This is a genomic window from Rhizobium yanglingense, assembly GCF_977109285.1.
Genome location: NZ_CDSAWY010000002.1, coordinates 82,225 through 99,148 on the forward strand (window position 1 = coordinate 82,225; position 16,924 = coordinate 99,148).

General features: G+C 61.0%; 13 protein-coding genes and 6 pseudogenes. 7 read left to right on the top strand and 12 right to left on the bottom strand.

Features of this window, described 5'->3' with window-relative positions; all coding sequences use genetic code 11:
* Positions 1-7: 7 nt before the first annotated feature.
* The gene (locus ACW4PC_RS01460) at positions 8-400 is read left to right on the top strand and encodes a winged helix-turn-helix transcriptional regulator (RefSeq protein WP_074067117.1); all 393 of its coding nucleotides are present in this window, start codon (positions 8-10) and stop codon (positions 398-400) included.
* Here the strand turns inward: ACW4PC_RS01460 and ACW4PC_RS01465 are convergent.
* The gene (locus tag ACW4PC_RS01465) at positions 371-1,588 is read right to left on the bottom strand and encodes an MFS transporter (RefSeq protein ID WP_455872630.1); all 1,218 of its coding nucleotides are present in this window, start codon (positions 1,586-1,588) and stop codon (positions 371-373) included. The two genes, ACW4PC_RS01460 and ACW4PC_RS01465, sit on opposite strands and share 30 nt — an antisense overlap.
* Before the next feature lie 314 nt (positions 1,589-1,902).
* Here ACW4PC_RS01465 and ACW4PC_RS01470 point away from each other — a divergent pair.
* Positions 1,903-2,844: pseudogene (locus tag ACW4PC_RS01470) on the top strand (diacylglycerol/lipid kinase family protein); the annotation flags it as partial.
* Here the strand turns inward: ACW4PC_RS01470 and ACW4PC_RS01475 are convergent.
* A pseudogene (locus ACW4PC_RS01475) lies at positions 2,844-3,681 on the bottom strand (nickel-binding protein). The pseudogenes ACW4PC_RS01470 and ACW4PC_RS01475 sit on opposite strands and share 1 nt — an antisense overlap.
* Positions 3,682-3,775: 94 nt before the next feature.
* A complete protein-coding gene (locus tag ACW4PC_RS01480) occupies positions 3,776-5,131 on the bottom strand; it encodes a glutamine synthetase family protein (RefSeq protein WP_455872929.1) in 1,356 nt (451 codons plus the stop codon).
* A gap of 83 nt (positions 5,132-5,214) precedes the next feature.
* On the opposite strand from ACW4PC_RS01480, the gene ACW4PC_RS01485 reads away from it, so the two are divergent.
* The gene (locus ACW4PC_RS01485; RefSeq protein WP_455872631.1) at positions 5,215-6,582 is read left to right on the top strand and encodes an aspartate aminotransferase family protein; all 1,368 of its coding nucleotides are present in this window, start codon (positions 5,215-5,217) and stop codon (positions 6,580-6,582) included.
* On the opposite strand, the pseudogene ACW4PC_RS01490 reads toward ACW4PC_RS01485, so the two are convergent.
* Together ACW4PC_RS01490 and ACW4PC_RS01495 are read right to left on the bottom strand one after the other, a co-directional pair.
* A pseudogene (locus ACW4PC_RS01490) lies at positions 6,579-8,076 on the bottom strand (glycosyltransferase family 39 protein). The gene ACW4PC_RS01485 and the pseudogene ACW4PC_RS01490 sit on opposite strands and share 4 nt — an antisense overlap.
* A 138-nt stretch (positions 8,077-8,214) precedes the next feature.
* The gene (locus ACW4PC_RS01495) at positions 8,215-9,228 is read right to left on the bottom strand and encodes a glycosyltransferase family 2 protein (RefSeq protein WP_455872632.1); all 1,014 of its coding nucleotides are present in this window, start codon (positions 9,226-9,228) and stop codon (positions 8,215-8,217) included.
* A gap of 74 nt (positions 9,229-9,302) precedes the next feature.
* Between ACW4PC_RS01495 and ACW4PC_RS01500 the strand changes: the two are divergent.
* Positions 9,303-10,268: pseudogene (locus ACW4PC_RS01500) on the top strand (lysylphosphatidylglycerol synthase domain-containing protein).
* Here ACW4PC_RS01500 and ACW4PC_RS01505 read toward each other — a convergent pair.
* From ACW4PC_RS01505 to ACW4PC_RS01520, 4 genes and pseudogenes are all read right to left on the bottom strand, one after another.
* Positions 10,236-11,481: pseudogene (locus ACW4PC_RS01505) on the bottom strand (RNA polymerase sigma factor). The pseudogenes ACW4PC_RS01500 and ACW4PC_RS01505 sit on opposite strands and share 33 nt — an antisense overlap.
* A gap of 3 nt (positions 11,482-11,484) precedes the next feature.
* Positions 11,485-11,844, bottom strand: a complete 360-nt coding sequence (locus ACW4PC_RS01510) for a YciI family protein (RefSeq protein ID WP_455872633.1) — start codon at positions 11,842-11,844, stop codon at positions 11,485-11,487.
* Between the two features lie 4 nt (positions 11,845-11,848).
* Positions 11,849-12,208 (bottom strand): YciI family protein, encoded by a 360-nt coding sequence (locus ACW4PC_RS01515; RefSeq protein ID WP_455872634.1) that lies wholly within the window; start codon positions 12,206-12,208, stop codon positions 11,849-11,851.
* 11 nt (positions 12,209-12,219) lie between these two features.
* A complete protein-coding gene (locus ACW4PC_RS01520; RefSeq protein ID WP_455872635.1) occupies positions 12,220-12,570 on the bottom strand; it encodes a YciI family protein in 351 nt (116 codons plus the stop codon).
* A gap of 155 nt (positions 12,571-12,725) precedes the next feature.
* Here ACW4PC_RS01520 and ACW4PC_RS01525 point away from each other — a divergent pair, with 155 nt between their 5' ends.
* Complete coding sequence (locus ACW4PC_RS01525; protein WP_455872636.1) at positions 12,726-12,944, top strand: hypothetical protein; 219 nt, start codon at positions 12,726-12,728, stop codon at positions 12,942-12,944.
* A gap of 6 nt (positions 12,945-12,950) precedes the next feature.
* Here the strand turns inward: ACW4PC_RS01525 and ACW4PC_RS01530 are convergent, their stop codons facing one another.
* Positions 12,951-14,456, bottom strand: a complete 1,506-nt coding sequence (locus ACW4PC_RS01530) for an AMP nucleosidase (protein ID WP_039844391.1) — start codon at positions 14,454-14,456, stop codon at positions 12,951-12,953.
* 65 nt (positions 14,457-14,521) lie between these two features.
* Entirely contained in the window at positions 14,522-14,698 is a 177-nt protein-coding gene (locus ACW4PC_RS01535; protein ID WP_022714609.1) for a hypothetical protein, read from the bottom strand.
* A gap of 157 nt (positions 14,699-14,855) precedes the next feature.
* Between ACW4PC_RS01535 and ACW4PC_RS01540 the strand changes: the two genes are divergently transcribed.
* Positions 14,856-15,557, top strand: coding sequence for a glutathione S-transferase family protein (locus ACW4PC_RS01540; RefSeq protein WP_455872637.1), 702 nt, complete (start codon positions 14,856-14,858; stop codon positions 15,555-15,557).
* 295 nt (positions 15,558-15,852) lie between these two features.
* Here the strand turns inward: ACW4PC_RS01540 and ACW4PC_RS01545 are convergent.
* Positions 15,853-16,192 (bottom strand): annotated as a pseudogene (locus ACW4PC_RS01545) (DUF2147 domain-containing protein).
* Between the two features lie 441 nt (positions 16,193-16,633).
* Here ACW4PC_RS01545 and ACW4PC_RS01550 point away from each other — a divergent pair.
* The gene (locus tag ACW4PC_RS01550; RefSeq protein ID WP_022714612.1) at positions 16,634-16,900 is read left to right on the top strand and encodes a sel1 repeat family protein; all 267 of its coding nucleotides are present in this window, start codon (positions 16,634-16,636) and stop codon (positions 16,898-16,900) included.
* The last annotated feature ends 24 nt before the right edge of the window (positions 16,901-16,924 follow it).

A 16,924-nucleotide genomic window follows, 5' to 3' on the forward strand; every position in this document is an offset into this window, starting at 1 on the left:
TGTAAAAATGTCGTTGCCCCGCGCCAAGCTGACGAAGAATTTCCCCGGCTGTCCGGTCGAGGCGACGCTGAGCTATCTTGATGGAAAATGGAAAGGCGTCATCCTGTTCCACCTCATGGACGGAACGTTGCGCTTCAACGAATTGCGCCGGAAGCTGCCGGCGGTGACGCAGCGCATGCTGACCAAGCAGCTGCGGGAACTGGAAGAATCCGGCCTCGTGTCGCGCACGGTCTATCCAGTCGTGCCGCCGCGTGTGGAATATGCGCTGACACCGCTTGGCGAAACGCTGAAGCCGGTCATCCGCGCACTGGCGGCCTGGGGCGAAGAATATGTCTTCTGCCGCCCGGAAGGCCACGAACTGCGCGATCCTTCATGCGCCCCGGCTGCGCTCCAGGCGTAGCGACGCGGCGTAGACGAAGAGGCCGAACAAGGACAGCACGGCGCCGACATAACCCGTTGCCGCAAAGCCGTAGTCCCAGGCGATCACAAGGCCGCCGAGCCAGGCGCCGAGTGCATTGGCGATGTTGAAGGCAGAGTGGTTTGAGGCGGCGGCAAGGGTTTGCGCATCGGCGGCGACGTCCATCAGCCGCGTCTGCAGCGCAGGACCGGCCGCAAAGCCGCAGCCGACCAGGAACACGCAGATCGCCAGCATAATGGGGCTTGATGCCGTCAGTGAAAACAGCGTCAGCACGACGATGTTGAAGACCAGCGAGCCGCCGATCGTTCCCATGATCGATTTATCGGCGAGCCATGAGCCGACGATGTTGCCGGCATTCATGCCGATGCCGAAAAGGACCATCATAACGGCAACCATGCTCTCCGGCAGCATCGCGACCTTCATGGTCGTACCGGCGATATAGCTGAACATCGCGAACATGCCGCCATAGCCGACGGCTGCGATGCCGAGCGTCAAGAGCACCTGCGGACGCTTGAAGGCGCCGAGCTCGCGCAGGAAGCTGGCACCGTCCGCGACCTGGTCGCGCGGCACGTAGTACCAGATGAGCGCCACGGTCACGAGGCCGATGACGCCGACGGAGGTGAAGGCGACGCGCCAGTCGAGCGACTGGCCGAAGAAGGTTGCGAGTGGCGTGCCGAGCAGGGTTGCGATCGTCAGACCCAGCATCACCCGGCCGACGGTTAGCGCTCGCTTGTGCACCGGCACCATCGAAGCAGCGACAATCGCGGCGACGCCGAAATAGGCGCCGTGCGGCAGGCCGGTGATGAAGCGCATCACGGTGAAGCTCTGGAAGGTTGGGGCCAGTGCGCTCAAGATGTTGCCGACCGCGAAAATGCCCATCAGCAGCAGAAGCAGTGAGCGACGTGTCATCTTGGCGGCGAGGACCGCGATCACCGGTGCGCCGATGACGACGCCGAGCGCATAGGCGCTGATGACGTAACCCGCCTGCGGGGTCGTGACCGAAAACGTGTCCGCCACATTCGGCAGCAGGCCCATGATGGCGAATTCGCCGGTGCCGATCCCGAAGCCGCCGCAGGCGAGCGCCAGCTGCACCAGGGCGATCGCCATCGGCGAGGGGGCTTCGCAAGCCGGACTGGAATCGATGGAATCATCTACGGCGATCTGGCTCACGCGAGCTCCTGAGGCATGTCTGCAGGGCAAACCATCCGAAGTGCGGGCGCTGAGGCGGATGTCGGCCGTTCTATGGCGGGAGACGGAGATCAGAGAGTCTCCATCTTTGAAATCATGGGTGATCGCGCCGTCAGCGTCGAGTGCGTTTTTCGCAGTGCAGCGTCCTGCTATGTGCATACGTGCATTGCAATATTTGCGCTTGGACGCCTTGCAGATACGTCGATCACAGGCATGCCGCGCTTGAAAACGAAGAGGGTCCAACCATCTTAAGGGGCACTGACTGAGACGCCACGACGCGAGGAACGGCACGCCTGATGAAGCTTGTAGGTTTTTTCAATAAAGACGGTGGTACCTTCCGCACCACCGATATGGAGGCCTACGAAAAGCGGGCAGAGGCGACCTTCCGGGAAGCCGGACATGACTTCGAGGCCATCGTCTTTTCCGGCAAGGAGATCGTTCCCGCGATGGAGCGGGCCGCCCGGCGCGACGATATCGACGGCATCGTCGCGGGCGGCGGTGACGGCACGATTTCGGCAGCGGCCTCGATTGCCTGGAAGAACGGCGTCGCCCTCGGTGTCGTCCCGGCCGGAACCATGAACCTCTTCGCCCGCTCGCTGAAAGTGCCGCTCGATATCTGGCAGGCGCTGGATGTGTTGGCCACCGGCGAGGTCGATCATGTCGACATTGCAAGCGCCAACGGCCGGCCCTTTATCCATCAGTTCTCGGCAGGGCTTCATGCGCGCATGGTGCGATACCGCAACTCCTTCACCTATCGCTCCCGTTTCGGCAAGATGCGCGCCAGCGTCCGCGCAGCCTTCGGCGTAGTGCTCAACCCGCCAGAATTCGAAGTCGAATTCCAGGCGCTCGGCGTGCGCGAGACGCGCCGCGTATCGGCCGTTTCGGTCTCCAACAATCCCTTCGGCGAGAACGCGCTTCTTTACGCCGATAACCTGCGCAGCGGCGAGCTTGGCTTCTACACCGCAAAACCGCTGAAGCCGATCGGCGTCGCCCGTCTTGCCGTCGATATGCTGCGGGGCAAGGTGCGCGAAAATGCCGATGTGATGGTCATGCATCCGGCCGAAGTACATCTGCATTTCCCGAGGCTGAGGGCAAAGGCCAATTGCGTCATGGACGGCGAGCTTTTGCCGCTCGAACGCGACATTTCCATCAAGCTGCATCCCGAAGAGCTGAAGGTGCTGGTCAAGCAGGGCCTTGCCGCGCAGGTCAATGAGGCCGAGCGGCGGGAGCCTGCGGCTCAAGTTTGCCTCTTCACGCCAGCATCGGCCCAGTCGCATCGGAATGCCAGCACGGGCTTGGAAAATCCTTTCAAACGCCGCCGCGTCGCATGCGTGAAAAGTTCAGCGGTGCCGTACTCCCGAAAAATATTCTCCGACACGAGGATATGGTCGCCGGAGGCGGCCGCGCACAAGCGTAGCTGCAAGTTGCACAGTGGAGCCGAACAGGTCGTTGCTGTCCTCGACGGGCTCGCCGCAATCCAGTCCGATGCGAACATGGATCGGCTCGGGGTTGCCGCGGTTGTAACGTTTGAATTCCTGCTGGATCGTCCTGGCGCAATCGACGGCTGCGGCTGTCGAGGCGAATGTCGCCATGATGCCGTCGCCGGTGTGCTTCACCTCGCGGCCTGAAGAGTGGCTGAGGCATCTGTGCACGATCGAGTCATGCGCCCTGACCAGTTCGGTCGCCATGCGGTCGCCAAGGCGCGATGTCATCGCGGTCGAGCCGACGATGTCGGTGAACAGGATGGCGCGGTGGCCGGAATCCATCTCACCTGAGGCCTGTCCAGGCGCCGGCTCGGGGTCGTGAATTCGGCCGAGAAACGCCTCGACCGCCGACAACGCGACCTCGACAACCTCGCCGGCGACGAAGCCATGCGCTTCGCGGTGCACGCATTGAGCGGTTTCCGCGTCGGGCGCGTCCACCAGGCAAAACGCGGTCCCGCGCCGCTGGTCGAACCAGTACGTGAGGAACTTAACGCCATACCGGTCCTGAATCTCGAGATCCCTGCGATGAGCCTCGGCAACGTCGGCGGCTGTGGTTCCCGTGAGTTCATGCCGGTCCATGAAGATAGCCATTGCGCGCTCCTCTCGGAAACCTCCGCTTCCAGGACGTTTCATTCTACGACTTGGACACCGCCCGGTCCACCTTTGAGATGGCTGCCGGCAGGCCTTAGACGCGCGGCAGATAGGTCCGGTAGTCGAAGTCAGAGACCGTGCGCAGATAGGTGATGGCTTCCTTGTATTTGGTGTCGCCGTAGAGTTTCTGATAGCGCTCGCCGAAGATATTGGCGATGAAGGGCGATGCGCGAAAGGCTTCCACCGCCGTCAGGAAATCATGCGTCAGCCGCACCGTGTTTTCCGGCACATGCGACGGCGTCGTCTCCTTGCCGGGGTCGAGATCGTCGTCGAGGCCAAGCAGCATGCCGCCGAGGATGGCGGAAAGCAGCAGGTAAGGATTGGCATCTGCGCCGGCGACCCGATGCTCGATGCGCGCTGCCGGCCCGTACGTATCCGGGATGCGGATCGCCGTGCCGCGATGGCCGGTGCCCCAAGTGAGGTCGATGGGCGCAAAGGAGCCCGGCTGGAAGCGGCGGTAGGAATTGGCGAAAGGCGCAAAGATCAGCTGCGCCTCGCGCATCGTGTTCAGCATTCCGGCGCAGGCGGATTTCAGCCGCTTCGGCTCGCAGCCCTTTGCATCGAGGATATTGCGGCCTTCCCTGTCGATGACGCTCGCATGCACATGCAGGCCGGAGCCGGCATGTTCGGAATAGGGCTTGGCCATGCAAGTCGATTTGAGGCCGTGCTTGCGGGCGGCCTGTTCGGCGATGCGCTTCAGGTAAATGCAGTCGTCGGCGGCGGCCAAGGCATCGGGCCGGTGCAGCAGGTTGATTTCGAATTGCCCGGGCCCGAACTCGGCCGTCGTCGCCTCCGCAGGCAGGTTCTGCGCCTTGGCATAGGCGCGCACCGTCTGCAGGTAATCGTCGAGCGCATCGACGGCGCTCATGTCGTAGAGCTGGAAACCGTTCGGCTCGCCGCGATAGGTCAGGCTTTTCGGCGGCGAGGGACGGCCAGTATCGCGCCAGTCCTGCTCCATCACATAGAATTCGAGTTCCGTCGCGACGACCGGCGTGAGGCCGCGCTCTTCGTAGCGCTTCAGCACCGCTGCCAGGATCGCTCGCGGATCCATGAAGCTCGGGCTGCCGTCGAATTCGTGCATGGTTGCCAGCACCTGCATGGAGCCTTCTGGCGCCGCCCAGGGCATCGGCGCAAGGCTGCGCTCATCGGCGATGCAATTGCCGTCCGGATCGCCGATCGTCAGCGACAGGCCGGTGATGTCGTCATTATCGTCGCCCCAGATATCGAGCGACTGCGTCGAGGAGGGGAGACGCACCTCGCCTTCCCAGATTTTCTTCTGGGCATAAAGCGGGATCTGCTTGCCGCGCAAATCCCCGTTCATGCCGACCAGCAGGATTTCGATCCTCGGTTCGCCTGTTGCCGCTTTGCCATGCATGATGTCGGCCGTCATGATCTTGAAAATCCCTTCGGACAAGGCCAAGGTCGTAGCTCATTGAGACGGCCCTTTCAATCTCCGCAGGTGTTTTGCAAATCATGTCCGATACTTACCAGCGCTCAAATCTCGCCGCCATCGATGCCGCCCATCATCTGCATCCCTTTTCCGACATGAAGAAGCTGAATGCCGACGGCACGCGCATCATCCAGCGCGGCGAGGGCGTCTACATCTGGGATAACCACGGCAAGAAGTATCTGGATGGTTTTGCCGGGCTCTGGTGCGTCAATATCGGCTACGCCCGCAAGGAAATCACCGATGCCGTCGCGCGGCAGATGAACGAGCTACCTTACTACAACACCTTCTTCGGCACCACGAGCACGCCGACGACGCTGCTTGCGGAAAAGGTAACCGCGCATGCCGGCCCGCGCTTCAACCATGTCTTCTTCACCGGCTCCGGCTCAGAGGCCAACGATACCTGGTTCCGCATGGCGCGCGTCTATTGGAGTGCGGTCGGCAAGCCTTCGAAGAGGATCGTGATCGCCCGCAAGAACGGCTACCACGGCTCGACGGTTGCCGGTGCCAGCCTCGGCGGCATGAAATATATGCATGAGCAGGGCGACCTGCCGATCCCCGGCATCGTCCATATCGGCCAGCCCTATTGGTACAGCGAGGGCGGCGACCTCTCGGTCGCCGAATTCGGCCTTAAGGTGGCCCGCGAACTGGAGGCGAAGATCGATGAGCTCGGCGAGGAGAATGTCGCCGCTTTCGTCGCAGAGCCGGTGCAGGGTGCGGCGGGCGTCGTCGTCCCGCCCGAGACCTATTGGCCGGAGATCGACCGCATCTGCAAGGCGCGCAACATCCTGCTCGTTGCCGACGAAGTCATCTGCGGCTTCGGCCGTCTCGGCGAATGGTTCGGCCATCAGCATTTCGGCGTCGAGCCAGATCTGGCGCCGATCGCCAAGGGTCTCTCATCGGGCTACCTGCCGATCGGCGGCGTGTTGGTCAGCGGTCGCATCGCCGATGTGCTGATCAACGAGGTCGGAGACTTCAACCACGGCTTCACCTATTCCGGCCATCCGGTCTGCGCCGCCGCGGCGCTGGAGAACTTGCGCATCATCGAGGACGAAAAGCTGGTCGAGCGCGTCCGCGGCGACATCGGTCCTTACTTTGCCAAAGCTTGGGGCGCTCTCGGCGACCATGACCTCGTTGGCGAAGCGGTGAGCATCGGCCTGATGGGCGGCCTGCAGCTCACTGCCGATAAGAAGACGCGCACCCGATTCGAAAAGCCCGACGCGGTCGGAGCGCTCGTCCGCAACCATGCACTCGCGAACGGCCTCGTGCTGCGGGCCACCGGCGACCGCATGCTGGCGTCCCCGCCACTTGTCATCACTCGTGATGAGGTGGACGAAATGGCGCGGATCGCAAGGATCGCGCTGGATGCGGCGTGGAAGGAACTGAAAATCTAATCCGCGGGCGCGACCCACGCGTAGCCGAAACGATAGGAATCGCCGTTGCGGGCGTAGTAATACGGAACCTCGATCGTCGAAACCTCGGGCGCGATGCTGCCGAGCTCCGGCACCGATTTTAGCCACTCGGCCGCTTTGGCGGGCAGGGCATTGCCTTGTGCAGTGTTTAGCGGCCAGACCACGAGCAGCGGGCGCTCCTTCGAGATCGAGACCGTAGGCTTGAACCCTGGATAGTCCGTTGAAATCACGGTCGCCGGAAGAAGGTCCTTCCGCAAATTCCCCGCAAGCAGGCTGCCTTCCGCGAGAATAGCGGCAGGCTCGCCCTGTTGCCGGAGCGCTGCGGCGAGCTGCGCGTAGGGAACGTTCAAACGCTCGTAATCGCCGTTCAAAGTGGCAGCTGCAATGCGTCCGAAGAGAATACTTGGAACGGCGATCATGATTATCGCGATGACCGGTACGAGGCGGCGCAAGGGATTTAGAACCGCAACATTCGATGCCTCGATCTTCAGGCAAAGATAAAGCGGGAAGATGAAGAAGAGCGGCACCAGCCAGCGATCCTTGACATGGGCCGCTCCGCCGAAAATGACGAGAAGCAGGATGCCAAGGATGGAAAAAAGCATAATGCGCTCGAAGGAGCTGCGTCCACTCCGACCTGCCGGAGAAGGCCGAGAGAAATGGCTTGCCGAACGCGATCGCGAAGACAAGCAACGTGACCGCACAAAAGCCAATCACTGCCAGAACGAGCAACCCTGAACCCATGGCGACCTGCACGACGTAGCTCGCATTGCCGCCGTCGGTCAGCTTTTTCAGTGTCCGGGCCGTTGCGAAACCGAGATTGTCCTTCAGCCAGAAGAGATGCGGCAGTGCGATGACGAGAGCGCTGATTGCGGTCAAGGCCATGCGCCAGTCGAAGACGCGCTTGCGCATCTGCGGATCGAGCAGTGCCGCCAAGAGCGCCGAAGCGGGCAGAAGGGCGAAATTATATTTGGACAGCAGGCCGATGCCGATGCCGATGCCGGTCACGAGATATGAGAACAGATCCGGCTTCTTGAGCGATCGGATAAATCCGTAGAGGAAGACGCAGCCGGAGAAGAACACCGCGACCGTATGCGTCAGGTCGCGCTGCATTTCGAATGCGACCTGCGGAAGCGTCAGGAGCCCGAGCGTTGCGACCACCGCAAGCATGCTGTTCTTCAGGATCATCCGCGCCGTCAGGCCGTAAATCACGTAGGATGTGAAGAGCAGCGCATTCTTGACGACGGCAAGCGAAAGCAGCGAGACACCACTGATCGAAAAGGCGGCATATTGCAGCCAGTTATAGAAAGGCGGCTGCGGGCCATAACCGGCGGCAAGCCATTGCGAGCGGAAGGCCTGCTCGGCTTCGTCGAGCCCGAGTGTCGGCGGCATCGCCACGCGAACGGCGATCTGTATGAGAAAATATGCGGCAAGCACAGCGAAAAACCACCGCATGTCGACGTTGCGGGCCTTGTCCACGTCCTCGTTCATTTCATTTCCGTTCAAACAAGACATAGCCAAGCGCAAAGGTGTTGCCGCTCTTGCAGAAGTGGTACGGGAGCGCCAGCGAGCCGATCGCGTCCGGCTCGATGCCGCAGCGAGCTGCCCCGCCGCCTCTCAAACGTCGCTTCCATCGAAAATCTGCCGCACGATGTAATTAGGCGAAGCGTCGTCGCGATAGTAGGTGCGGGCAATCATCTCGGCCAAAATGCCAGTCGTGATCAACTGCACGGACGAAAGCAGCAGCACGACGCCGACCATGAGCATCGGGCGGGTACCGATATCGTTGCCGAGAATGAACTTGTCGAAGAACAGGTAAAGCAGGATCAGTGTTGCGAGTGCTCCGAGGCCAAGGCCGAGCGAGCCGAAGAAATGGCCGGGCCGCGCCTTGTAGCGCATGAAGAACATCACCGACAGCAGATCGAGGATTACGCGGAAGGTTCGCGAGATGCCGTATTTCGACTGGCCGTGCTGGCGAGCATGGTGCGTGACTGCCATTTCGCCGATGCGCGAGCTCGGGACGACACCGGCGACCCAGGCGGGGATGAAGCGGTGCATTTCGCCCATCAGCTTCACCTGCTTGATGATGGAGGCGCGGTAGATCTTCAGACTGCAGCCATAGTCGTGCAGTTTCACGCCGGTGATGCGGCCGATCAGATAGTTGGCGCACCATGAGGGAATCTTGCGCAGCAGCAGGCCGTCCTTGCGGTTCTTGCGCCAGCCGACCAGAAGATCGAGTTCACGGCGCTCGAGTTCGGAAATCATCGAAGGAATGTCTTTCGGATCATTCTGCAGGTCGCCGTCCATCGTTGCAATCAGCCGGCCTTGCGCCGTGTCGATGCCGGCCTGCATCGCAGCGGTCTGACCGAAGTTGCGCTGCAACTCCACGATCCTGAGCGCCAGCCCTTCACGCCCAAGATATTTGCGGGCATTGACGAGCGTGGCATCCGTGCTGCCGTCATCGATCAGGATAAGCTCCCACCGGTAAGGATAGGCGACCATCGCATCGCAGATGCGTTCGACAAGCGGGCCGACGCTTTCTTGCTCGTTGAAGACTGGCACCACAAGCGAAAGTTCGAGCGACTGCGTTAGATCATTTGCGCTTTGCAGCGACTCTGACGTTGTCTGCAACTGTTATTGCTCCTAAAAGGCCGTGACGGCCAGTCGAGCGGCGTTTTGGCCGCTGAAGTCAGGAAGCCTAGTACATGAACTCTCCGGTTGGCGCCAGCCGACAATCCTGGTTCGGGCGCAATCGCATGCCACACTGCTGACGGTCGTAATCGTCGCAGCCTATGCATCGTTCATCGAGTGGTTCTGGGGATGGTCGGCCATCATCGCCCAATGGGCCGCCGTCGGCGTGATGCCGATCCTTGTGGCTCTTGCATTATTGACCAGTACCTATTTCCTGCGGACCTGGCGCATTCTCGATTACTTCCCGCGGGAGACGGCGGGCAGATTCCGCACGCTTTTTCGGGTGACGCAGGTTCATAACCTGCTCAATATCATGATGCCGTTCCGCACCGGGGAGACGAGCTTTCCGGTTCTCATGCGCGCGGAATTCGGCATTCCGCTGACGCGGGCAACCTCTGCCCTGCTTGTCATGCGTCTCCTCGATCTGCACGCGCTGCTTGCCGCAGCCGGCATCGGATTTGCGGCAGCTGCCCCGAATGCCGTTCTGGCCTGGCTTTTGTGGGCCGCATTCCTGTTCTTGCCGATCACCGCTTTCCTGATCCGCATGCCATTGCTTCGCTTCGGCTTCCGGCTCTTTCCCGCCAAGGCGCAAGGCTTCTTGTCGGAGATCGAAAACGGCCTGCCCGCAAATGCCTCAGCCTTCGCGCGGGCCTGGGCCATGACGGCGGTGAACTGGCTGGTGAAGGTCGTCGTGCTCGCCTGGGCGCTTAGCCTCATCGGGCGTTTCGCCGCTCACGGCAAGCTTCGGCGGCGCGCTCGGCGGCGAGCTTTCATCGGTTCTGCCGGTCCATGCGCCGGGCGGCGTTGGCACCTATCCCGCGGGCATTACCGCAGGCGCCGTAGCCTTGGGGGCACCGGGCGGAAAGGCGGCGCTTGCAGCCCTGGCGCAGGCAAGCATCAACGCACATCTGTTGATCATCGTCTCCGCCTTGACGGGAACAGCAATCTCACTGCCCCTCGGGCGCCGCCGTCAGCTCTGATATCCTCTTGCGCAGGAAAGCCAGCTCAGGCCCTTGCTGACAAAGGGACAGCGCGCGTTCATAGGCGGTGATCGCCTCCGCCGGTCGGCCGAGCTGGCGCAGGAAATCGGCGCGTGCGGCATGGGCAAGGTGATAGGTGCCGAGCTTTCCGGATGCCAGGATGCCGTCGATGATCTCAAGCCCTCTCTGCGGTCCTTCCGACATTGCGATCGCCACTGCGCGGTTGAGTTCGACGATCGGCGAGGGCTGCGCGGTAATCAGCAGATCGTAATAGGCAGCGATGCGCGGCCAATCCGTTGCCTCCGGCGTATCGGCCTTGGCATGTTCGGCGGCGATAGCGGCCTGGACAGTGTAGAGGCCAACTTCGCTAGGTTCCATCGCCCGCCGCAACAGGTCCAGGCCTTCTTCTATCTTCCTGCGATCCCAGGTCGATCGATCCTGCTCTGCAAGCAGGATCAGGCTGCGGTCCTCAGCGCACCGCGCCAGCCCGCGAGAGTCCTGCAGCAGCATCAGCGCCAGCAGGCCCTCGACATCGGGGTGCGGCAGCAAGTCCGCCACCAGCCGCGCCAGCCGGATCGCCTCGGCCGTCAGGTCCGTCCGTACCACTTCTGTGCCCCAAGAAGCCGAATAGCCCTCGTTGAAGACGAGGTAGATGACGTGTAGCACGCGGTCGAGGCGCTCCGGCAGTTCGTCGAGGTCCGGAACTTCGTAAGGGATGCGGTCGGAACGTATCTCGATCTTTGCCCGCACGATCCGCTGTGCGACGGTCGGGGCCGGAACGAGGAATGCATGGGCGATTTCCTCGGTCGTCAGGCCGCAGACTTCGCGCAGCGCCATTGCCATCTGCGCGTCGGATGGAATGGCCGGATGGCAGCAGGTGAAGATCAGCCGCAGCATGTCGTCGCCGATAAGCTCCATGTCGCCGATCTCGGTCGCGTCGGCCTCGCCGTACAGGCTATCCTCGATGTCCTTCAGCGATGCATCGAAGCGCGAGCGCCTCCGGATATGGTCGATTGCCTTGTGGCGGCCGGTGGAAACGAGCCATGAAAAAGGATTGCCGGGAACGCCATCGCGCGGCCAAGCGCGCGCGGCCGCCGCAAAAGCGTCGTGCAGGGCCTCCTCCGCCCGATCGAAATCGCCGAGCAGGCGGATGAGAGTTGCCGGCACCCGTCTGCGATTGCGACCGGTAGATGTCCTCGATCAGTTTCTCCAAATGCTACTCCGGTAAAGTGAGTATCCGCACCGGCCGCAGTTCCACGGCGCCGACGCGTGCGGAGGGGATGCGTGCGGCAATCTCCTTCGCCGCTGCATCGTCCGGTGCTTGGATCACGCAGAAACCCGCAAGATGCTCCTTGGTTTCCACATAAGGCCCATCGGTCGCCTGCAGTGCGTTGTTGCGGACCCGCAGCACGGTTGCTTTCTCCGGCATTTCCAGCGCATCGGAGTGGATCATGATGCCGTTGCGGCGCAGCCCTTCGTCGAAGCTGAAATGCGCTCTGACGAGTTCGCCAGTCTCCTTCGGCGTCAGCGTGCCGTCAACGTCTGCGGAATTGTAGATCAGGCAAACATAACGCATCGATCTACTCTCCGTCTTTGATGGAATAGGCAGGGCGGATCTCGACAGAGGCATATTTCAGGATCGGGAAGGTCGAAACGATCGATTTCGCTTCTTCCATGTCCCTAGCTTCGAGCAATACGAAGCCGCCGAGGTGCTCCTTGATTTCTGCGAAGGGACCATCCGTGGCAACCGTCGTGCCCTTGCGGATGCGCAGAGTGACGGCTGACGCGGGCTCGCGCAGCGCAAGCGCAACCTGAAGGAAACCGCGCTCGCGCCAGAGATCGTCACTGACGATGCATTCCTGCGTCAGCGCCTCCCATTCTTCCTGCGGGACCAGCTTGCTTTTTTCGGTATCGAACCAGACCTGGCAAAGAAACTTCATGGCGTGCTTCCTCAGCCGAACGTGTAGACAGGACGAACTTCAATGCTGCCGAGCTTTGCCAGTGGAATACCGGCTGCGACACGGATCGCATCATTCAGATCGTTGGCCTCGATCAGGATGAAGCCGCCGAGTTGTTCCTTCGTCTCGGCATAGGGGCCATCTGTCACCGACACCTCGCCATTGCGGACACGGATGGTTACTGCACTCTTCGGCGATTGTAGAGCCTCGGCGTGGATCATGTGGCCGCTTGCGACGAGGTCCTCATCATAACCAAGCGAATCCCTGTCGAGCTTCTTCTTCTCCTCGTTCCCCATACGCTCGAGCACGGATGGCTCGAACCACACCTGACACAGATATTTCATCGCTTGCCTCCTCCAGGCTGCCTCTCACAGCATGTTGACGAAGAGACTAGGCTGAATTCGACAGCAAAGAAAAAAATCTTTGTTCGCCCCAACTGTCGAAATCAGCGGCGCGCATTCGACAAAGCTCCATCGATAACATTGAAGGAGTGAAGGACATGGGAGTTCTGGAAGTCGCCATCGCAAGCCTCATCTGGGCGCGCCGCACGGAGCAGCCTCGCGATGAGCTTTACGCGACAGATATTGGCCAGTTTCTCGGGCGGATGGTGGTTGCCCTTGCGGTGTTTGCAGCGGTCATCACAGGACTGCAGATTGCGGCCGCACGCCATGACGACCCGCAAATGGTTGCGGATCGCACGGTGGCAGAAGCGGATTGAAACGGCCTACTGGAAGGCCGTCTCGAAGAAGCTGCGAAGCTTGCGGGAATGCAGTGCCTCCGGCGGCATTGCCGCAAGCTTCTGGATGGCGCGGATGCCGATCTGCAGGTGCTGGTTGACCTGTGTTCGATAGAAGGCGGTCGCCATGCCCGGCAGTTTCAGCTCGCCATGCAGCGGCTTGTCGGAAACGCAAAGAAGCGTGCCGTAGGGCACACGGAAGCGGAAGCCGTTGGCCGCGATCGTTGCCGATTCCATGTCGAGCGCGATGGCACGCGCCTGGGAGAGCCGCTTCACAGGGCCGCGCTGGTCGCGTAGTTCCCAGTTGCGGTTGTCGATCGTACCGACGGTGCCGGTGCGCATGATGCGCTTCAGCTCGAAGCCTTCGTAGCCGGTGATTTCGGCGACGGCTGCTTCCAGCGCCACCTGCACTTCGGCAAGCGCGGGGATCGGCACCCAGACCGGCAGGTCGTCGTCGAGAACATGATCCTCGCGCATATAGGCGTGCGCCAGGACATAGTCGCCGAGCCGCTGGCTGTTGCGCAACCCGGCGCAGTGGCCAAGCATCAGCCATGCATGTGGGCGCAGAACGGCCACGTGGTCGGTGATCGTCTTGGCGTTGGAGGGACCGACGCCGATATTGATCATGGTGATCCCGGCATGGCCCTTTTTCTTCAGGTGATAAGCAGGCATCTGCGGCAAGCGCGGGGCCGTGGCATCGGTTTCCGGCTGGCACGATCCGGCGTGGGTGATGATGTTGCCCGGCTCGACGAAGGCCGTATAGCCGTCTTCGCCGCCGCCCTTGGCTATCGTCGCGCGCGCCCAGGCGCAGAACTCGTCCATATAGAACTGGTAATTCGTGAAAAGCACGAAGTTCTGGAAGTGCTGCGCGCTCGTTGCTGTGTAGTGGGCAAGGCGGGCGAGCGAATAATCGGTGCGCTGCGCCGTGAAAGCGGCAAGCGGCGAGGGCTCGCCCGGCGGCGGGATATATTCTCCGTTGGCGATCTCGTCGTCGGTCGTATTGAGGTCCGGCGTGTCGAAAAGGTCGCGCATCGGGATGTCGATGAAGGTCGAGGCGGACGCTTCGACATGCGCGCCCTCGCCGAAGGCGAAATGCAGCGGGATCGGCGTCGAGGACTCGGACACGACGATCGGAACGTTATGGCTCCTCATCAAGAGCGCCAGCTGTTCCTTCAGGTAGTGACGGAAAAGCTTCGGCCGGGTGACGGTCGTCGTATAGACGCCCGGCGCCGTCACATGCCCGTAGGAGAGGCGGGAGTCGACATGTCCGAAGCTGGTCGTCTCGATGCTGACCTGAGGGTAGAAGGCGCGGTAGCGCGAGGTAATCGGCGCGCCCTTGGCAAGCTCCGAAAAACTGTCGATCAGGAAGGTGGTATTGCGTTCGTAGAGCGCTGTCAGCGCATCGACGGCCTGCGCTGGATCGTCGAAGCTTTGCGGTTCAAAAGCAGGTGGCGAGGAAATATCAAGAGGTAATGGAGAGATTCGTTTGCTCATGGCGCATTATAGATTGCCCTTTTTAACAAGCAAGCGACGCGGCCTTCGGCCGGCGGGAGAATTGTTCAGCGGACGCCGGTGCAAAAGGGGCTGGTCACGTTAAGGCAGGTGTAGTTCGCACCGAAATGCGATTGTGCTCCGCCCCCGCCGCCGCGCACGACCGCTGCCGAAAATGTGATCGCGAAAACCGCCGCGAACAGCGTGATGACGGTGAAGCGTCTTGCGAGAATAAGCACGTCCATGTTCCTCGGGCCGAGATGCGTCTTATCGTTGAGATAAGACTTGCCACACGCCGGCTGAACGGGTGCTGAGGTTCCGGTTCATTTGGCGTTCACAATGGTCGACGACTTGAAGGCGGCGCTTCGCAACTTATGTGTCTAGTCCCGCAAAGGAGATTTCATGACCGCACCGATCGAACTTTATTACTGGCCGACCCCGAACGGCTTTAAGATCAGCATCATGCTCGAGGAACTCGGTGTTCCCTACGAGGTGAAGTACATCAACATCGGCAAGGGCGAGCAGTTCGCGCCCGACTTCCTGAAAATCGCGCCGAACAACCGCATGCCGGCGATCATCGATCCGGACGGTCCCGGCGGGGCGCCGATCTCCGTCTTCGAATCCGGCGCCATTCTCCAATATCTCGGCCGCAAATACGGCAAGTTCTATCCACAGGACGAGCGCACGCGCGTGCAGGTGGAAGAATGGCTCTTCTGGCAGGTCGGCGGCCTCGGCCCGATGGCCGGCCAGGCGCACCACTTCCGCAGCTATGCGCCGGAAAAGATCGAATACGGCATCAACCGCTACACGAACGAAGTGAACCGCCTCTACGGCGTGATGAACAGGCGGCTGGAAGGCCGCGGCTACTTCGCCGGCGACTATTCGATCGCCGACATGGCCTGCATCGGATGGGTGATCCCCTACGAGCGACAGGGACAGAACCTCAATGATTTCCCGAACCTCAAGGCCTGGTTCGAGCGCATGCATCAGCGCCCGGCGGTCTTGAGGGGTATCGAAGTCGGCAAGGAAGAGCGCGAACGCCAGGCGAATCTCGCCGAGGACAAGCAAGCGCAGAAGATTCTCTTTGGCCAGCGTGCCCGCTGAAGGCGGCACCCAAGGGTATGGCTTGAATGTCGGATGAAAGGCGAGGTCGCTTTAACCACGTTGTTAGGGCGGCCTTCCTTGTTCAAGATCTCCCAGCCGTGAGTTCGCGGATTTCGATTGTTGCTGAAGGTCGCTTGGCAATGTTGCAAAAGTCAGAAGGCTGCATGCGGGCACGCTGGCGTCCGTCCGGGATTTCTTCGGCCTGACGACCAGGCTCGCGAGACTTCACGAGCGTTGGCCCGATAGCACCTCCTTGGAAACCGATCCCGTGCCGTTATTGCGGCCGCTTTTGGTTCTAAAGCCGCGTCCAGGTCTGCGACTTGCACAGTACCTTAAGCACGCAGCCCTTCATCTTCAGCGAATTGCCGGAGAGGCTTCCCGAGCCGCTGTAGGTCTTGTCGTTTTTAGGGTCGGTGATCTCGCCGTTATAGGCGCCGCCGGTGCCGGCAAGGGTCCCGATCTTCTTGCCCGCGAATTTGCCGGTTTTCAGCGTCACGCAGTAGCTGCCGCCGCAAGAAGCGATTTGGGCGGTTTCGCCCGAGGCCGTCTTCCAGTTGCCGACGATCGGCTCCTCCTGCGCAAGCAAGGCTGGCTGAAAGCGCCATGGCGCCGGCGACAATAAGAGTACGGATCATCCTTTTCTCCCTGATGTCCTGAGCGCGGCGAAAATAACTGACGCGAACGTAAAGGTAAACAGGCCGCAACCTTGAAATTTTGCTGATTTTCCAAGGTGCTTTTCGCCGAATGTTTCCAGCTTTGCTTTTTGCGGACTGATTTCGTGGTGAACGAAAGGTTGATTTTCAAATGTGAATCTTTCGTAAAATTGTCCGGAAAGTCCTTAATGCACAGGGACTCCGATGTTTAACGAAAACCCAATTTTACCAAGCGTTTGCACTTTGTTTGTCTCAAATTAATCATGCATTTTAGGCGTTTTTTGAAAGCGTCCCGGCATAGTGGAGCCATCAAACGAGCGGGGCAAACCCGCCGGACCGAAGGGACCGAAAGCTGCGATAGACGGCAGGGCCCGGAAGGTAAAACAGGGCAAGTCGACAACAGACTAAACAGGGATTAAACCGATGGCACGCTTTGAAATGCACAATGCTGAAATGGCCACCATGGGTGGCGACAACAACGCCGATATCTTCTGCGAAATGGGCCTGATGTATGCAACAGGCCGCGGCTGCGACGTTGATCTCGTCGCCGCGCACAAGTGGTTGAACATCGCCGCGATCAAGGGCAACGACCGCGCTGCCGAACTTCGCGCCGATGTCGCCGCCACGATGGACAAGATGCAGCTCGCCGCGGCACTCCGCGCCGCCCGTGAGTGGATGACGGTCCACTGAGACCGTCTCCGGCGCGAAGGAACA

Coding starts and splice junctions, on each gene's coding strand:
- ACW4PC_RS01515 (WP_455872634.1), bottom strand. CDS start 12,208: ATGAAGTTTCTTTGCCAGGTCTGGTTCGATACCGAAAAAAGCAAGCTG.
- ACW4PC_RS01485 (WP_455872631.1), top strand. CDS start 5,215: ATGTCCGATACTTACCAGCGCTCAAATCTCGCCGCCATCGATGCCGCC.
- ACW4PC_RS01550 (WP_022714612.1), top strand. CDS start 16,634: ATGGCACGCTTTGAAATGCACAATGCTGAAATGGCCACCATGGGTGGC.
- ACW4PC_RS01520 (WP_455872635.1), bottom strand. CDS start 12,570: ATGAAATATCTGTGTCAGGTGTGGTTCGAGCCATCCGTGCTCGAGCGT.
- ACW4PC_RS01525 (WP_455872636.1), top strand. CDS start 12,726: ATGGGAGTTCTGGAAGTCGCCATCGCAAGCCTCATCTGGGCGCGCCGC.
- ACW4PC_RS01480 (WP_455872929.1), bottom strand. CDS start 5,131: ATGACGGCCGACATCATGCATGGCAAAGCGGCAACAGGCGAACCGAGG.
- ACW4PC_RS01540 (WP_455872637.1), top strand. CDS start 14,856: ATGACCGCACCGATCGAACTTTATTACTGGCCGACCCCGAACGGCTTT.
- ACW4PC_RS01535 (WP_022714609.1), bottom strand. CDS start 14,698: ATGGACGTGCTTATTCTCGCAAGACGCTTCACCGTCATCACGCTGTTC.
- ACW4PC_RS01460 (WP_074067117.1), top strand. CDS start 8: ATGTCGTTGCCCCGCGCCAAGCTGACGAAGAATTTCCCCGGCTGTCCG.
- ACW4PC_RS01530 (WP_039844391.1), bottom strand. CDS start 14,456: ATGAGCAAACGAATCTCTCCATTACCTCTTGATATTTCCTCGCCACCT.
- ACW4PC_RS01510 (WP_455872633.1), bottom strand. CDS start 11,844: ATGCGTTATGTTTGCCTGATCTACAATTCCGCAGACGTTGACGGCACG.